The organism is Kribbella sp. NPDC026611 (assembly GCF_040638345.1).
Classification (GTDB): Bacteria; Actinomycetota; Actinomycetes; order Propionibacteriales; family Kribbellaceae; genus Kribbella.
Genome location: NZ_JBEZYC010000013.1, coordinates 19153 through 35724, shown reverse-complemented (window position 1 = coordinate 35724; position 16572 = coordinate 19153). Strand labels below are relative to the sequence as shown.

Genomic DNA, 16572 nt, shown 5'->3' with positions numbered 1-16572 from the left:
GGTGAAGCGTCGTACCTGCATCCGTAGGCTAGCGCTATGGCCTCCTCCGCGCAGCCGGGACCCGCACCGACCGACGAGTTCCGGTATCCGGGGAGCCGGCTCGGCCTGCCCGAGGAGGGTCCTGGATCGGTGGCCGGCTGGGGCCGGCGGATCCTGCAGCTGCTGATCGACTGGCTGCTCGCCGCCCTGATCGCCTCGCCGGTGGTCGGCAAGCCGATGTGGGCCGGTGGGAACGACTACAACACCTCGCACCTGGTCATCTTCTTCGTGATGACCACGCTGCTGACCGGCCTGATCGGCGGCACCATCGGGCACCGGCTCTGCGGCCTGCGCGTGCAGTTCCTGGGGGAGCAGCCGTCGTCGGCGCTCGAGCTGCTCCTGCGGGCCGCGATCCGTGCGCTGCTGCTCTGCCTGCTGATCCCGGCCGTCGTCTACGACCGCGACCGCCGCGGCCTGCACGACCGCGCCGCGAACACCGTCGTCGTCGTACGTTAGCGGCGCGTCAGCAGCAGCTGGACGTCGTCGAGGTACCCGGTCCGGAAGCCGGCCTCGGAGTACGCGAGGTAGAACTCCCACATCCGGCGGAAGGTGTCGTCGAAGCCGAGGTCCGCGATCACCGGCCAGCGCTCGTTGAAGCGGTTCCGCCAGACGCGGAGGGTGCGGGCGTAGTCGCCGCCGAGGTGCCGGATCACCTCTGCGCGCAGGCCGGTGTGCTGGGCCGTGACGTCCTCGATCACCTTGATCGACGGAATCAGACCGCCCGGGAAGATGTACTTCTGCACCCAGGTGAAGGTGTTCCGGGTGGCGAGCATCCGCGCGTGCGGCATCACGATCGCCTGCACCACGCCGACGCCGCCCGGTGCCAGCCGGCGCTCGATGGCGTCGAAGTACACCGGCCAGTACTTCTCGCCGACGGCCTCGATCATCTCGACGCTGAGGACGGCGTCGAACTCGCCGATCTGGTCCCGGTAGTCGCGCAGGGCGACCTGCACGCGGTCGCTGACCCCGGCGTCCGCGATCCGCCGCTGCGCGAGGAGCGCCTGCTGCGAGGCGATGGTGATCGCGGTCACCCACGCACCACGCTGCGCGGCCCGGATCGCGAGGCTCGCCCAGCCGCAGCCGATGTCGAGCACGCGGGATCCGGACTGCACGCCGGCCGCGTCGAGGATCGAGTCCAGCTTGCGCAGCTGGGCGTCGCTGAGCTCGTCGTACGACGCCGTGGCGAGATCGGCCAGCGGATCGTTCCGGAAGTACGCCGCCGAGTAGGTCAGCGTCGGGTCGAGGAACTCGGAGAACATCCCGTTGCTGAGGTCGTAGTGCCGACTCACGTTCTCCCGGGCGCCGGCCCGGTCGTTCTCCTGCTCGCCCGGCTGGGACCGCGTCACCAGCCAGCGCAGCGACTGCGCCCACTTCGGCAGCAGGTGCCGGGTCTCCTCGTTGCTGAACCGCTCCGCGAACGGGACCAGCAGGTCGGCCAGATCGGTGCCCGGCTCCGGATCCCAGTCACCGGCCAGGTACGCCTCCCCGAACCCGGACCCGGCGTCGTGCCCGAGCCGGTCGAGAAAGGCCGACGTACGGTGCACCCGCATCGCCGGCCCACCCAGCCCGTACGACCGATTCCGATCCAGGTGAATCGTCGCAGGCAGATCCTTGGCAATCATCCGAATCGCAGCGGCCGCACCGGCCCGCCGTACCGGGTTCGACCGCGGCCGCGCGAGCGTCGGCCACGTGTCGGTCGCCGGCTGGTGGACCGCCGGCATCAGATCCGTCATCTCTGCTGTTTCCCCTGCCATCCGTCCTGGTCGCACCCTAAGGCCAACCAGCCTCCCCACGGCGCGACACCAAGGCACACTCGTGCCACGTCACGACAGATCAACTACCGAACCGCTGCTGGGTTACCCCACTGTCACCCAGCGTCCGCTCAGCGGCCGCGCATGGCCTGGCGGGCGCCCTTGAGGTTGCTGGGGACCGGGCCCTTGGGCATCGGGACCTGGGGGCGGACGGCGTCCAGCGCCTTCAGGCGTTGCAGCAGGTCGGTGATCTCGGAGGGCTGCATGACGGCCGGCAGCTTCATCACGTGCTTGGTGAGCTTGCGGATGTCGACCTCGTCCTCGCCCGTCCCGGCGATGATCTGGGTGACCGGGGCGCCGCCGGCGACCCGGCTGTGCTTCTTCGCCTCGGCGCTCAGCAGGTTCTTCACCCGGCTCGGCTGGCCCTCGCCGACCAGGACGATGCCCGGCCGCCCGACCACCCGGTGGACGATGTCCGCGTTCTTGGTGACCGCGACCGCGGGCGACACGGTCCAGCCGCGGCGCAGGGTCTGCAGCGCCGACGCGGCCGCACCGGCCTGGCCCTCGATCTGGCTGTACGCCGCCTTCTCGACCTTGCGGCCGAAGACGATCGTGGCGCCCAGGAACCCGAGCGCAACGCCGAGCGGGATCCAGATCAGCAACGGCCCGACCAGCAGACCGCCGGCCACTCCCACCGCGGCGACGCCGAGGAAGATCCCGGCGAGCACCAGACCGACCGTCGGGTCGGACTTCCTGGTCAGCTTGTACGCCGACACGATCTGCTTGAGCCGGCTGGTCTTCTCTTCGGGCGCGTCGTTCTTGGCCATCTCTACCTGCTCTACCTGTCCTGGTTGTTCATACGTGACTCAACGGCCTGGCGGTACAACCGGCCGGCGCGGTACGAGGACCGTACCAGCGGACCGGACATCACACCGGCGAAACCGATCGCGGTGGCCTCGTCCTGGAGCTCGACGAACTCCTCGGGCTTCACCCAGCGCTCGACCGGGTGGTGCCGCACCGAGGGACGCAGGTACTGCGTGATCGTGATGATCTCGCAGCCCGCCGCGTGCAGGTCGAGCAGCGCCTGGCTGACCTCTTCGCGGGTCTCGCCCATGCCGAGGATCAGGTTCGACTTGGTGACCAGGCCGTAGTCGCGGGCCTGGGTGATGACGTCCAGCGAGCGCTCGTACCGGAAGCCGGGCCGGATCCGGCGGAAGATCCGCGGCACCGTCTCGACGTTGTGCGCGAACACCTCCGGGCGGGACGAGAACACCTCGGCCAGCTGCTCGGGGACCGCGTTGAAGTCGGGCGCCAGCATCTCGACGCCGGTGCCCGGGTTGAGCTCGTGGATCTGCCGGATCGTCTCGGCGTACAGCCAGGCGCCGCCGTCGTCCAGGTCGTCGCGGGCGACGCCGGTCACGGTCGCGTACCGCAGGCCCATGGTCCGGACCGACTCGGCCACCCGGCGCGGCTCGTCGCGGTCCAGCGCCTCGGGTTTGCCGGTGTCGATCTGGCAGAAGTCGCAGCGCCGGGTGCACTGGTCGCCACCGATCAGGAAGGTGGCCTCCCGGTCCTCCCAGCACTCGAAGATGTTCGGGCAGCCGGCTTCCTGGCACACCGTGTGCAGTCCTTCGGACTTCACCAGCTTCTGCAGCGCCTGGTACTCCGGGCCCATCTTGGCGCGGGTCTTGATCCACTCGGGTTTACGCTCGATCGGGGTCTCCGCGTTGCGCACCTCGAGCCTGAGCAGCTTCCGTCCTTCTGGGGCGATCGTCACGCCCTCAAGAGTACGCGTCCCCGCTCAGGGCCGTTTCACCCGTACGCTCGTGATCTATGTCCTCAGTTGAGCTCCGTACGGCCGCCGCGGCCGAGGCCGAGGCGGCGCCCGCGGTCCGGGCGTGGGTGCGGCCGGGTCCGACCGCGAAGGAACGCCGGTACGACGTACTCCTCGGGCTCGGGATGGCGCTGGCGGCCGTGTTCGGGACCGAGCTGGCCCGTGGCGGCTCGGCGACCCACGTTGACCTCGGGATCGGCGGGGTCGAACCGTACGTGCTGAGCGCGGCCGGCGCGCTGCCGCTGTGCTTCCGGCGCCGCTTCCCGATCCCGGTGATGCTGGTGGTGGCCGCGCTGTTCGTCGTGACCGGCGAGCGCGCGCTGTTCGCGTTCAGCGCCAACCTGGTGACGCAGATCTCGCTGTTCATGTCGATCTTCGCGGCGGTGGCCTGGGGCCGGGACCGGCGGCTGGTGAAGGCGGCCTGCGGGCTGGTGTTCCTGGTGATGTTCGGCTGGCTGACGATCAACTTCGTCCAGGCGCTCCGGGCGAACGCGATCGAGGGGCCGAACCACGGGCTGTTCTCGCCGTACGTGTCGAACGTGATCATCACGGTCGCGCTGAACGGGCTGTACTTCTTCGGGGCGTACTTCTGGGGCCGGACCGCCTGGGCCACCGCGCGGCAGCAGCTGGAGCTCGCGCAGCAGGCGTCGGAGCTGGCCACGCAGCAGGAGGCGAACGCGCGGCGCGCGGTGATCGACGAGCGGCTGCGGATCTCCCGCGAGCTGCACGACGTGGTCGCGCACCACATCAGCAGCATCGGCGTCCAGGCCGGCGGTGCGCGGCGGGTGATGGACACCGACCCGGACGCGGCGAAGAACGCGCTGAACGTGATCGAGGAGTCCAGCCGGAGCGCGGTGAACGAGATGCGCCAACTCCTCGGCATGCTCCGGGCGGCGGACCCCGATCTCGACGTGACGGCCGAAGTGAAGGCGCCGCAGGCCGGGGCGGACCGGCTGCCGGCGCTGATTGCCGAAGTCAACGGGCTCGGTCTGGAGGTCGGCTTCCACCAGATCGGGGCGCCGGTCGAGCTGCCGAAGACGGTCTCGGTGTCGGTGTACCGGATCGCGCAGGAGGCGTTGTCGAACGTCCGGAAGCACTCCACCGCGCGCAGTGCGCACCTCACGCTGCGGTATCTCGAGGAGTCGGTCGAGCTCGAGGTGCTCGACGACGGTCGGCCGAAGCACGCGCCGGTGGGGAGCCGGCTCGGGCACGTCGGGATTCGTGAGAGGGTCGGTCTGCTCGGTGGCGAGAGCGAGATCGGGCCGCGCCCGGTCGGTGGCTTCCGGGTCCGGGTCCGGCTGCCCCTCGACCCGCAGAACCGCCCGCTTTCTGGAGGTCAGGGATGACGGAGAACCCGATGCGGGTGCTGCTCGTGGACGACCAGGACCTGGTCCGGGCCGGCTTCCGGATGATCCTCTCGGTCGAGCCCGATATCCAGGTGGTCGGCGAGGCTGCGGACGGCTCGGCGGCCGTCGAGCTGGCGCTGGCGTTGCGGCCCGACGTCGTACTGATGGACGTCCAGATGCCCGGGACGGACGGGATCACCGCGACCCAGCAGATCGTCGCGGCCGACGCCGGCAAGGTCGTCATCCTCACCACCTTCGACCGCGACGACTACCTGTTCGAATCGCTGGGCGCCGGTGCCAGCGGCTTCCTGCTCAAGAACACCGCGCCGGAGGACCTGGTCGAGGCCATCGAGATCGTCCACTCCGGCCACGCCCTGCTCGCCCCTGAGGTCACCCGCCGAGTCATCAAGCGCTTCACCGGCGGCGGCGAACGCGTCTACCGCCCCGACCTCCTGGCCGAACTCACCGACCGCGAACGCGAAGTCCTCGGCCTGATCGCCCGCGGCCTCACCAACACCGAAATAGCCACCCAACTCTTCGTCGGCGAAGCCACCGTCAAGACCCACGTCTCCCGGATCTTGCTCAAGCTCGGCCTCCGCGACCGAGTCCAAGCCGTCGTCTTCGCCTACGAATGCGGCCTCGTCACCCCCGGAGACGACGCGTCCGCCTGACCGTCGTTGGTCACCGGTTCAGCAGCGTTCCAGAGACGCTCGGCCTCGCCGCGGAACTGAGCGAAGCCGGCATCGCCCGGCCGGAGCACGAACTTGGGCTCACCTGGTTCCTGGTAGGTGTAGTACTCGACGAAGAGCGCGCCGGGGTCGTCGGGACCGGCCCCGTCCAGGTTCACGCCGACCACCCCAGCCGCCATCGGGTGCGTTGTCAGCCGGACCTCCAATTGCCCATTCGTCGAAGCCGAAAGCGACTCCAGCAGCCGGAGGGAGTGCTCGATGCGGCTGACAGCCGAGACTCTCTCGCGCCCGGCGTAGTACCGGTCGGCCGCGATGTCGAGCGTCGCAGCACCCGGCGCCATCAGCAGGACTCGCACCCGGCACCCTGCGTTGAGCCGCTCCTCGAACATGCCGAAGTTGGCGGTCAGCAGCGTGTTGCGGATGATCCCGGTGATGAACAGATCGTGGGCCGACGTCATCGCGTCGAGGAACTCTGGCCCGAACTGCTCCGTGAACTGAGGTCGGATCGCGGAGCTGAGACGGTGCTCGAGCGTCGGCGGCCATGGCGTCCCGGCGGCCCACATCCGCTCGGCCTGCTGCTCGTACCTCCGGAACCAGATCGTGTCTGCTTCGCTCAGGTGCAGGATCGGACCGGGTTCGCCCGTCGGGCCGAACTCGGAGTGCTGCACCGTCAGAGTGGTTTTGCCGGCGCCGCGGAGCAGGTTCACGCCGATCGCAGGAAGAAACTGCGTCACTCTGACTTCGAGGTTGCCGCCGGTGCTGTGCTGCAGCTCCACCAGCTCGTCGAGGGTGCCTCGGACGCGCTGCGCGAGCAGGGCCGAGCGGCCGGGGGAGCGGAACTTCGCCGCCTCGGCGATGATGCGTTCATCGGTCGGATCCAGCACGAGGACTCTGATCCGGGCGCCATGAGTGAGCGAGCGGTACAGCTCGTCCCTGGAGCCCTGGATCGTGCGGGCCATCGCTACGCCGATCAGCAGCACGTCGTTGGCATCCGCTCTGGCCTCCGCCAGCTCGGCCGGGAACGTCGGCAGCAGTACTACGGCTGATGCGTTCTGATGTGCCTGCGCGATCTCGGCGACCAGCTTCCGGGACCGGATCTGCGCGAACGCGAGCACCGCCAGCAACGCCAGGATCGCGGCGCTCAGCACACTGATACTCACCACGTTCACAATTCCCAGGACCGTGAACACCCCGGCCGCGGCGGTCAGCAGCCACAGATCGACGTTCTCGTCGGTCAGAACTGCGCGCACACTGCGAAGCCATCCACGGAGAAGTTTCACGGCGGTCATGCTACGGATCGGAGCGCTCCCGTCGGCAGTGCGAAGCGGGTGGTAATTCGTTCCGGGTCCGCCCGGCGGATGACGCGGGTGATCACCCTCGCGGGCGACGTGGGGGTGGGCTTGTCCTGACTAGGTTTTGGGCAAGGTCGGGTGCGTGTCCGGCTGGGGGCTGAGCTGATGGGAAACGGTGACAGATGCTGAGGGTGGCGGGACTCACTCGGCGGTTCGGGGATCAGCTGGCGCTGGACGACGTCGCGTTCGACGTCGTACCGGGACGGATGACCGGGTTCGTCGGGGCCAACGGGGCCGGGAAGACGACGGCGATGCGGATCATCCTCGGTGTGCTGGCCGCGTCCGCGGGCGAGGTGCGGTGGAAGGACGCTCCGCTGTCGCAGGAGGTACGGCGGGACTTCGGGTACATGCCCGAGGAGCGCGGGCTGTACCCGAAGATGAAGATCCGCGACCAGCTGGTCTTCTTCGGTCGACTGCACGGGCTCTCGCCGGACCTGGCGTTGGAGCGGACGGACAAGCTGCTCGAGCGGCTCGGGCTGGCCGAGCGTGCGGGGGACGTGCTGGAGACGCTGTCGCTGGGCAACCAGCAGCGGGTGCAGATCGCCGCCGCCCTGGTGCACCAGCCGATCGCCCTGGTCCTGGACGAGCCCTTCAGCGGACTGGACCCGCTCGCTGTGGACGCCATGGTCGACCTGCTGCGCGAGGAGGTCACACCGGAGGTACCTGTGCTGTTCTCGAGCCACCAGCTCGACCTGGTGGAGAGGCTGTGCGACGACCTGGTCGTGCTGTCTCGCGGCAAGGTGGTCGCGGCCGGGTCCGTCGCGGACCTGTCTGCCGGGTCGACTACGACGTACCGCTTGGTGGTCGACGGGGACGCCGGCTGGCTGCGCGACATCCGAGGGATCCACGTGCGTGACGTGGCCGGAGGTACTGCGCTCTTCGACGTCGAGGACCGCGCTGCGGAGCAGGTGGTGCTGCAGTCTGCTGTTGGTCGGGGACCTGTGCTGGAGTTCGCGCCGGAGCGAGTGGCACTGAGCGACGTCTTCCGGGAGGCGACCCGATGAACACGCTGGACCGCCCGGCAGTGCTGATCGCCGAGCGCGAGATCAGCACCAAGCTGCGGGACAAGACCTTCATCGGCTCGACCCTGGTCATGCTGCTGATCGTCATGGCCGCCGTGATCATCCCCGCGATCATCGCGGGCAGCAGTGGGCCGGACAAGATCGCTGTGGTCGACGACGCCGGTGCACGCGTCGTACAGCAGGCTACGCAGCACTATGAGGTGGTGCGGAGCCCTTCCGAGGCGGCGGCTCGGCAGTCGGTCACCGACGGGAACGCGAAGGCTGCGCTCCTTCCCGCTTCGAACGGCTACGTCGTCGTCGGTAAGGACAAGGTCGACACGGAGATCGAGAGCGGGCTGCGGCAGGCGGCGTCGACGGTCGGCATGGAGGCGAACGCCTCGCGCGCCGGGCTGACCCCGTCCGAGTTGCGGGCCGGGACGCAGGTCGACATACAGCTGATGAACCCGGGCAAGCTGCCCGGCATCGTGTCCGGCTTCGTCACCATCGGGCTCGCGCTGGTCTTCTACATGACCGCGCTCGGCTTCGGGATGATGATCGCGCAGAGCGTCGTGCAGGAGAAGGAGAGCCGGGTCGTGGAGATCCTGGCCGCCGCCGTCCCGATCCGGTCGCTGCTGTGGGGCAAGGTGCTCGGCAACACCGTGCTCGCGCTCTCCCAGATCGTGGTGATCGCGGCAGCCTCGCTGATCGGGCTGCTGGCGACCGACCAGGCCGACGTACTCGAGGTGGTCGCGCCGGTGGCCGGCTGGTTCGTGGTGTTCTTCGTGCTTGGCTTCGTGGCGCTGGCCGGGCTGTGGGCGGTGGCCGGCTCGCTGGCCACCCGGCAGGAGGACCTCGGGTCGACCACGCTGCCGGGGCAGATGATCCTGATGATCCCGTTCTTCTTCTCGGTGTTCGCCGGGTCGTCGGCCAAGACCGTCGCGTCGTTCGTGCCGATCGCGTCGTCGATGTCGATGCCGGGGCGGATGCTCACCGAGGACGTACCGCTCTGGCAGCCGCTGCTTGCGATCGCGATCCTGCTCGCCACCACGGTGCTGATCGTGCGTCTCGGAGCGCGGCTCTACGAACGCACCCTGCTGCAGACCGGCCGGCGGTTAGGGTACCGCGAGGCGCTGCGACTCGATGCGTCGTAAGACATCGTTACAGCCGGGCCCAGCGTTACAGGGGAGGGCCCGGCTGTGATGAAACCGCAATGTAGGGTAGCTGTGTGCTGTGCCCGCACCTCGACTACGGTCTCAACGCATGAACGTCGAGCTGCGACACCTGCGGGTGGTCGTCCTGGTAGCCGAAGCGGGGTCCGTCGGACGCGCCGCCCGCTGGCTCAAGGTCAGCCAGCCGAGCCTGACCGCGCAGCTCAAGCGCATCGAGGGTGCCTTCGGCGGTGAGCTGTTCGAGCGCTCCCGCACCGGGGTGAAGCCCACTCCGTTGGGCCGGTACGCCGTGGATCGCGCGCGAGCCATCCTGGTCGACGTCGACCACCTGGCCGCGACCGTGTCCGCGATGACGGCGGTGGAGTCGTCCGCGGTGCGGCTCGGTGGATTCCCGACTGCGCCGATGTCCGGGATCGCGTCCCGGCTGCGCGACCACGGGGAGATCGAGCAGGTCAGCATCGAGGTCGAGTGGTCCTCGAGCGTCCTGCTCCAGCAGCTGGAGAGCGGACGGCTGGACTTCGCGCTGCTGCGTGAGTTTCCTGGCTTCGAGCTGCGGCTGCCGACCGGGGTCGAGTCCACCACAGTGGTCGAGTCGGAGTCGGCGTACGTCGCTCTCGCCGCCGATCACCCGGTGGCGTCGCGAAATCCTGGTGCGCTCGACCTGTCCGAGCTGGCGGGCGAGGAGTGGATCGGGGAACCACCGGACGACAGCGGATTCCACGTGCTGTTCCGCGCGGCCTGCGAGGCGGCCGGCTTCCAGCCGAAGGTGGAGCACCACTCGGTCGACACGTCGGTGCTGATGGGTTTCGTGACGAGCGGCCAGGGCGTGGCGCTCATCTCGCCCACGTCGTACCGGATGCTCTCCTCAGACGTCACCACCCGCAGCCTCACCGGGGACCCCATTCACCGTCGGCTGGTCCTGGCGTGGAGCGCGGAGTCCCCGCGAGCGCAGATGTCCGCCGACGTCCTCCAGATGGCCACCGAGGCGTACGACGAAGCCATCATCGAACACGCCCGCCGGGACAGCCAGCAACACCGCATGCACGTCGCCTGACCCGCGCACTACGCGGGCTTGATCACCGGATTCTCGAACGCAGTCAGGTGAAACTCCCCGGTGTCCTCCGGACTGTCCATCCGCTCCCGATACTGCGACCCCATCTGCTCCTTGCCACCCACCACCGGCGCCCGCTCCATCTTGTCCTCCGGCTTGCGCTCCTGCGCAACCGGCGGCTCCGGCTCCACCACAGGCATCGGCCGAGTCGCGTCCCTCTCCCCAACAGGCATCACCCGAGTCTCATCCTGACCCGCCACCTGCGAGGAACCCTGCGACCCCCCACCCTCCGACTGCCCCGGAGCCGACTCCGGGGCGGCTGACTGACCCGCCGTCTGGGGCTGGACTGGAGCTGACTGCGGCTGCGCGGCAGCCGCCTCCGACGCGGGCGCCTGGCCCGCCGCCTGCGGCTGCACTGGCGGTGACTGCGGCTGCGCGGCAGCCGACTCCGGGGCGGCTGCCTGGCCGGCCGCCTGCGGCTGCACTGGCGGTGACTGCGGCTGCGCGGCAGACGCCTCCGGCACCGGAGTCTGGCCCGCCGCCTGCGGCTCGTCTGTGGTCTGCGGTTGCGTCGGCACCGATTGCTGTGGCGCCGGTGACTGGCCTGACGTCTGCGGCCGGTCCGTGGTCTGCGGTTGCGTCGTCGCCTGGGGTTGCGTTGAAGCCTGCTGCCGCGGCTGTTCCTGCGGCTCCGGCCTCGAAGACTCGTCCACCGGGGCCACAGGCTCCTGCCCCACAGGCGGTTGCGTCTGTGCTGCAGCAGGCGTCGGCGCAGCTGCCTGCGATCCCGCCCCGCCCTCCGGCTCTACCGGACCGCCTACCTCCGACTGCACCGCCTCCGGGCGCTGCGCAGAACCTGCTGGCAACTCCCCGTCACCCGCGTGCTCATCAACCGAGCCCCCAGCGACCGAGCCCCCAGCAACCTGCTGCCCGGCCACCGGCTGCCCACCTGCCGACTGCCCACCTGCCGACTGCCCAGCCACCGGCTCCTCACTCGCCGCCCGCCCGGCCTGGCCATGCTCGCTTCCTGGCTGCACCGCTTCAGTCGGGTCCTGGGGCTGCGGCTCGTGCTGTCGGGTCACCTGATTCGCCGGCGCGGTGTCCTCCGGCGCCACACCTTCAGGCTCGTGCGGCATGTGCATCGTCTCGTCGCGGTCGGTCGGCACCAGCACCGTCGCGTCCCCGTCGTCCGGGTAGTTGCCGTGGGCATCGGGATACTCCGCGGTGTGATCGACCCCGTCAGCCGGGAACGAATCAGTCTGCTCCTCCGCCTGACTCCGCGGCCGCACCGGCTCCGGCTCGTCGAACAGATCGTCGTACCGGTTGCTGTTCCCGAACGCCGTACCAGCGTAAGAGTTCTCCGCCTGATAGGTGCCCCCAGCAACCGGATACACCGCGGCCGCATCGGCCTCCTGCTGCGCCTGCGCCGCCTCCTGCTCGCGCTGCAGCCGCTCGGCTTCCGCCCGCTCCCGCCGACGCCGCTGCGCACTCCGCACGATCAGCTGGATCGCATACACCAGCGAGATCACGGTGAGAATCGGCACAACACCGTTCAGCGTGTACTGCTTGGACCCCTCGATCATCCCGTTGGTGACCCCCGGGACGTCGTTCAGGAAGTTCGTGGTCCGGTTCGGGATCCACAGCCAGCAGTAGACCAGCGTGCCGAACGCGACGAACGCCCCGAGCGCACCGGCGCCGGAGAAGTACGACACCACGGCCCAGAAGACCAGCGCGCCGATGCCGAAGGCAAGCGCCATCCCCTTCGCATTCAGCTCGACACCGCCCGGGGCTGCCAGTACGCCGAACACCGCCGGCCCGGCCAGCGCGACCGCTACGCCGAGCAAGAACCCAAGAAATTTGGCCACAGACCCAAGGTAGCGACGATCCGCCGTCACACCCCGCAGACGCTCCGACACCGCCCCGGAAGGGCAACCGGTTGCCTAGGGTGGTGCTGTGGACAGATCAGACCGCCGCTTCTACGAGAGGATGAGCCGTTGCCTTCGCCCAACATCCTGCTGATCGTTTCCGACGACCACGGGTACGCCGACCGCGGCGGCCTCGGCATCCACCCCGACGTACGCACGCCGGCCCTGGACCGGCTCGCGGCCGAGGGCGTCAGCTGCACCGACGCGTACGTGACTGCGCCGATCTGCAGTCCGTCCCGGGCGGCCATCATCTCCGGGCGGTACCAGCAGCGGTGGGGCGGTCAGTGGTTCGACTCGGCCGCGTTCCCGCCGGACGACGTACCCACGCTGGCAGAGCTCCTGCGCGACGCGGGCTACCGCACCGGGTACTTCGGCAAGGTGCATTACGGCGGCGAGTCCGTAGGGGACCGGGCCTGTCCGCCCCACCACGGGTTCGAGGAGACGCTCTATGGGCTGGCAGGTCAGTCCTTCGGGCGCCTGAACTACCTGCACCATTCAGAAGCAGCCGTCGAGTCCTACGGGCAGCCGGCGGCGCATCACATGGCTGTGCAGCCGTTGCTGTCGGGCGATGTACCCGTTGAGCACGAGGGCTTCCTGACCGCTGAGCTGGGCAGGCGGGCCACCGAGTTCATCGATGCGGACGACGAGCGGCCGTACTTCTGCATGGTCGCCTTCAACGCCGTCCACAACTTCTGCTGGCAGCTGCCGGACTCTGAGCTCGAGGCCCGTGGGCTGCCGGCGTTCCGCGACTGGACGCCGGAGGTGAACGAGTCCTTCCCCGAGTGGTACGACGACGTGATCGTGCCGAACCTGCCGCACGGACGCGAGTACTACCTGGCGCAGCTGGAGCTGATGGACGCCGAGATCGGGCGGCTGCTCGACCAGGTAGGCGAGGACACGATCGTGGTGTACGTGACCGACAACGGCGGATCGACCTGCAATTTCGGCGACAACACGCCACTGCGGGGGACGAAGTACACGCTGTGGGACGGCGGGATCCGGATTCCGATGATCTGGCGCTGGCCCGGGCAGCTGCCTGCTGGCCGGCGTACGGACGCTGTGGTCAGCACGCTCGACCTGGTCCCGACGCTCGCTGCTGCGGCCGGTGCTCGTGCCGACGGTGTCGACGGCCTGGACATCCTGCCGACGCTGGCAGGGGAGTCGGACACGCAGCACGAGGCGCTGCACTGGGATTGCGAGTTCCAGTGGGCCGTGCGGTCCGGCCCGTGGAAGCTGAGCTGGGTGGCTGACGACGAGAACACGCAGCACCTCAGGTCCTACGAGCACGCGCCGATGGGGGAGGGCTGGTTCCTAGCGAACCTGTCCGACGACGTAGCGGAGCAGACCAACCACCTGTCGGCTCAGCCGGAGGTGGTGGCTCGGCTACGCGACCTGCACGCTGCTTGGCGAGCAGACGTGGGTCTGCACCCGCATCAGACGGTCAGCCCGTAGGTGATCGCGCTCGGCGGCTCTTCCTGGTGGTCGATGTCCGGGCTGCGCTCGTAGTCGTCCCAGGCGAGCAGCCGGTCGAGGTGACGGCGTACGGAGTCGAGCACCTCCCGCACGGGCACGTCCCGCCCGAGCTCCTTGGACAGCGTGGTGACGTCGGCGTCCGAGATCCCGCACGGCACGATCCGGTCGAACCAGCTCAGATCGTTGTCGCAGTTCAGCGCGAACCCGTGCATGGTCACGCCCTGAGCGACCCGGATCCCGATGGCGGCAATCTTCCGCTCCCGGCCACGATCGTCGGCCGCAACCCAGACCCCGCTACGCCCCTTCACCCGCCCGGTCTTGACCCCAAGCTCCGCACAGACCGCGATCAGCGCCTCCTCGAGCCGCCGCACGTAGTCCACGACGTAAACGTGGGAGGCCAGCTTCACAATCGGGTACCCCACCAACTGCCCCGGGCCGTGCCAGGTGATCTTTCCACCCCGGTCCACATCCACCACCGGCGTCCCGTCCACCGGCCGCTCATGAGGCTCGGTCCGCTTACCCGCCGTGTAGACGGGCAGATGCTCCAGCAAAATAACGGTATCCGCCCCAACCCCCTCGGCAACCTCCGCATGCAACCGCCGCTGCTCAGCCCAAGCAACCTCGTACTCCACAGCCGCCGCGCCGAACCCAGCCTCCACATACCGAATACCCGTCACACCCCCGAGTGTAGGCGCCATCGCTGCCCTCACCTGGGCTCGGTATCTCGGTTGGCACTCCGGCTGGTACTCCGGACCGGCTGGGGGCTGTGGATAACTTGCTCGGGGGTCGGGCGATCGGTGCATCCTCTTGGGCATGGACCTCGACGACCTCGACGATCTGGCTGGTTACAGCCTCCGCCGGAAGCTCCGGTCCGGATCTGCCGGCACCGTCTGGCAGGTCCGCGACCGAGCGACCGGCCGCAACGCCGTGCTCAAACACCTACCCGCCAGCATCTTCCCCGACCAAGCCCGACTCCGTGCCGACCTCAACATCCTCCAACGTATCGACCACCCCCACATCGCCCGCCTGGTGGAGTACCGCGAGACCGGCACCGCCTGGATCCTCATCACGCAGTACCTAGCCGCCGGCAGCCTCGCCACCCTCCTCACCCGCCGCCCCCCACTCTCCGCCGGAGAGCTCGTAACCCTCCTCACTCCGCTAGCCGAAGCCCTGGATCACCTACACCGCTCCGGCCTGACCCACGGCGCCCTGACCCCCACCAACATCCTCTTCGACACCGAAGGCCGACCAGTCCTCACCGACCCCGCCCTCCGCCCAACCCGCCCCACCCACGACCGCCAATCCCTAGCCACCCTCGCCCACCACCTAGGCGCCGACCCCACCCTCTTCACCCCCACCCTCTTCCAAACAACCCCACCCAGCACCCTCTCCCGCCGCCTCCTAACCCTCTCGCCGCCCATCCCCATAGACCTATCCATCAACCCACCCACACCCGATCCATCCACACCCCCAACCTCTTCGCCGCCCTCGCCTACAGACGTTTCAGCCCGGTTGGCGCCGGCTCGCGAACCCGCTAAGGGTTCGGCCCCGGGTGTGTCAGAAGACGATGCGTTCTCACCCGCAGCCACAGCGGGTCTGCCCGACGTACCGGACGAGTCGTCTGGACCCACAACTGTGTCTGTCAGCTCGCAACCCACCCGCGATCCGCACCCACCAACGGAGGGCTCAGCTTCGCCCGCGACAGCCAACGACTCGCCAGCGACAACAAATGATCCGATGTCGCCCGGAGAACCGGCGGAAACCCAACGCCCGCCTCTCACGTCTCGACCACCCAAGCCATCGCCACCAATCCAGCCTCCGCTCCGGCCCAACCCCACAAAGCGAATCAGCAAACGCACCCGCCCATGGCGACGCCACCAAACCCTCCACCGCCGCTTCGCCGACAACTTCCAGCGCCTCCGCCCCGGCAGCTCAGGCACCACCCAGCGACCTACCCCGACCTCTCGCAACAACCAGCAACCCCCTACCCCAACATCTCGCGACGACAAGCCACGCTCTGCCTCGCCCTTCGCCAACGACGGATGGCAGCCCCACTCGACCCTCCCTGGCGATCGGCAGCCGCCTGACTCTCCCTGGACCAACTCCCAACGCAGCCCCGGCTCTGCACTATCCGACGACCAACGCAGGCCCGGCTCTGCACTGTCCGATGACCGTCGCAGGCGTGGCTCTGCATTCCTCGGGGGCAACGCCGAAGTCCCCGCGCTATCCGACGACGAGCGCAACTCCGGCTCTGCCTCGTCCGACGCCTGGCAGTGGCCGGGTTTCGAGGCCCCAGCGGCGTTACGGCGGACCGGCCCCGCCTTTCCCGGCGGCGACTGGCAGCGGTACGACGCCGACTCGACCGACGAGTTGCAACAGCCCGTCTCGGGTCTCCCCACCGGACGGAAGCAATCTGACTCCGCCTTCTCCGACGACGAGTGGCGCGCCGACGCAGCCCTGTCCAGTGATCGTCGACCTAGCCCCGACAACGCCGAAGACGCGCGAGAATCCGGCTCGCGGTCCGCGGGGGAACAGCAGCCCCACTCTGACCTCCGTACCAGCCTCCAGCGCACCGCCCATGGTTCGTCTCGAGGAGCGCAGCGGTTTGGTGCTGGGTTGGCGCGGCGTGGAGGAGGTGGTCGGCGCGGGGGTTTCAGGGTGTGGCCGGGGTACGGGGTTCTTGGGGCGGTTGGGCTTGGGGCGCTTGTCGTTCTCGTGATTGGTGTTGTGACGCTGGGTGCCTTGGATGACTCGGGTTCGGCGCAGTCTTCTGGCGTACCGAGCGCGCCGGGTGGTTACCAGTCGAGTTCGGCCGGTACAGCCGGAGCAAGCAAGCTGTCACCATCGCCGCCGCGCTCGGCCCCCACCGCCACGCCGACTCGGCCAGGCACACCCGTCGCGACGAGTCAGCCGGCCACGCCTGGCTGTCGGGGGGCGTCGAG

At 69.1% G+C, this 16572-nt stretch carries 13 protein-coding genes and 1 pseudogene; 8 read left to right on the top strand and 6 right to left on the bottom strand.

Translation table 11 applies throughout. The features are described from left to right. Window positions 1-36: 36 nt before the first annotated feature. Window positions 37-495 (top strand): RDD family protein, encoded by a 459-nt coding sequence (locus tag AB0E69_RS37355; protein WP_360157755.1) that lies wholly within the window; start codon window positions 37-39, stop codon window positions 493-495. On the opposite strand, the gene AB0E69_RS37350 is transcribed toward AB0E69_RS37355, so the two are convergent. The 3 genes from AB0E69_RS37350 to lipA all read right to left on the bottom strand — a co-directional run bounded on the left by AB0E69_RS37350 (window position 492) and on the right by lipA (window position 3567). Further along, a complete protein-coding gene (locus AB0E69_RS37350; RefSeq protein WP_360157752.1) occupies window positions 492-1772 on the bottom strand; it encodes a cyclopropane-fatty-acyl-phospholipid synthase family protein in 1281 nt (426 codons plus the stop codon). The genes AB0E69_RS37355 and AB0E69_RS37350 overlap by 4 nt on opposite strands. Before the next feature lie 149 nt (window positions 1773-1921). Beyond that, entirely contained in the window at window positions 1922-2617 is a 696-nt protein-coding gene (locus tag AB0E69_RS37345) for a DUF4191 domain-containing protein (protein WP_360157749.1), read from the bottom strand. 11 nt (window positions 2618-2628) lie between these two features. After that, on the bottom strand, window positions 2629-3567 hold the full coding sequence (gene lipA / locus AB0E69_RS37340) for a lipoyl synthase (RefSeq protein ID WP_360157746.1): 939 nt from the start codon (window positions 3565-3567) through the stop codon (window positions 2629-2631). Window positions 3568-3623: 56 nt separating this feature from the next. On the opposite strand from lipA, the gene AB0E69_RS37335 reads away from it, so the two are divergent. Both AB0E69_RS37335 and AB0E69_RS37330 read left to right on the top strand, forming a co-directional pair. After that, a complete protein-coding gene (locus AB0E69_RS37335) occupies window positions 3624-4970 on the top strand; it encodes a sensor histidine kinase (RefSeq protein WP_360157743.1) in 1347 nt (448 codons plus the stop codon). Then, complete coding sequence (locus tag AB0E69_RS37330; RefSeq protein ID WP_360157740.1) at window positions 4967-5641, top strand: response regulator transcription factor; 675 nt, start codon at window positions 4967-4969, stop codon at window positions 5639-5641. Before AB0E69_RS37335 ends, AB0E69_RS37330 begins: the two co-directional genes overlap by 4 nt. Here the strand turns inward: AB0E69_RS37330 and AB0E69_RS37325 are convergent. Further along, complete coding sequence (locus AB0E69_RS37325; protein ID WP_360157737.1) at window positions 5596-6939, bottom strand: hypothetical protein; 1344 nt, start codon at window positions 6937-6939, stop codon at window positions 5596-5598. The genes AB0E69_RS37330 and AB0E69_RS37325 overlap by 46 nt on opposite strands. Window positions 6940-7133: 194 nt before the next feature. Between AB0E69_RS37325 and AB0E69_RS37320 the strand changes: the two genes are divergently transcribed. The 3 genes from AB0E69_RS37320 to AB0E69_RS37310 all read left to right on the top strand — a co-directional run bounded on the left by AB0E69_RS37320 (window position 7134) and on the right by AB0E69_RS37310 (window position 10235). Next, entirely contained in the window at window positions 7134-8015 is an 882-nt protein-coding gene (locus AB0E69_RS37320; protein ID WP_360157734.1) for an ATP-binding cassette domain-containing protein, read from the top strand. Next, window positions 8012-9163 (top strand): ABC transporter permease, encoded by a 1152-nt coding sequence (locus tag AB0E69_RS37315; protein WP_360157731.1) that lies wholly within the window; start codon window positions 8012-8014, stop codon window positions 9161-9163. The genes AB0E69_RS37320 and AB0E69_RS37315 overlap by 4 nt, the downstream gene beginning before the upstream one ends. A 109-nt stretch (window positions 9164-9272) precedes the next feature. Then, complete coding sequence (locus tag AB0E69_RS37310; RefSeq protein ID WP_360157728.1) at window positions 9273-10235, top strand: LysR family transcriptional regulator; 963 nt, start codon at window positions 9273-9275, stop codon at window positions 10233-10235. An 8-nt stretch (window positions 10236-10243) separates the two neighbouring features. Here the strand turns inward: AB0E69_RS37310 and AB0E69_RS37305 are convergent, their stop codons facing one another. Then, the gene (locus tag AB0E69_RS37305) at window positions 10244-12097 is read right to left on the bottom strand and encodes a hypothetical protein (protein WP_360157725.1); all 1854 of its coding nucleotides are present in this window, start codon (window positions 12095-12097) and stop codon (window positions 10244-10246) included. A 129-nt stretch (window positions 12098-12226) separates the two neighbouring features. Here AB0E69_RS37305 and AB0E69_RS37300 point away from each other — a divergent pair, with 129 nt between their 5' ends. After that, on the top strand, window positions 12227-13609 hold the full coding sequence (locus AB0E69_RS37300) for a sulfatase-like hydrolase/transferase (protein WP_360157722.1): 1383 nt from the start codon (window positions 12227-12229) through the stop codon (window positions 13607-13609). Here AB0E69_RS37300 and lipB read toward each other — a convergent pair. Then, a complete protein-coding gene (gene lipB, locus AB0E69_RS37295) occupies window positions 13591-14262 on the bottom strand; it encodes a lipoyl(octanoyl) transferase LipB (RefSeq protein WP_360158315.1) in 672 nt (223 codons plus the stop codon). The two genes, AB0E69_RS37300 and lipB, sit on opposite strands and share 19 nt — an antisense overlap. A gap of 181 nt (window positions 14263-14443) precedes the next feature. Here lipB and AB0E69_RS37290 point away from each other — a divergent pair. After that, window positions 14444-14902, top strand: a pseudogene (locus AB0E69_RS37290) (protein kinase); the annotation flags it as partial. Window positions 14903-16572: the final 1670 nt, after the last annotated feature.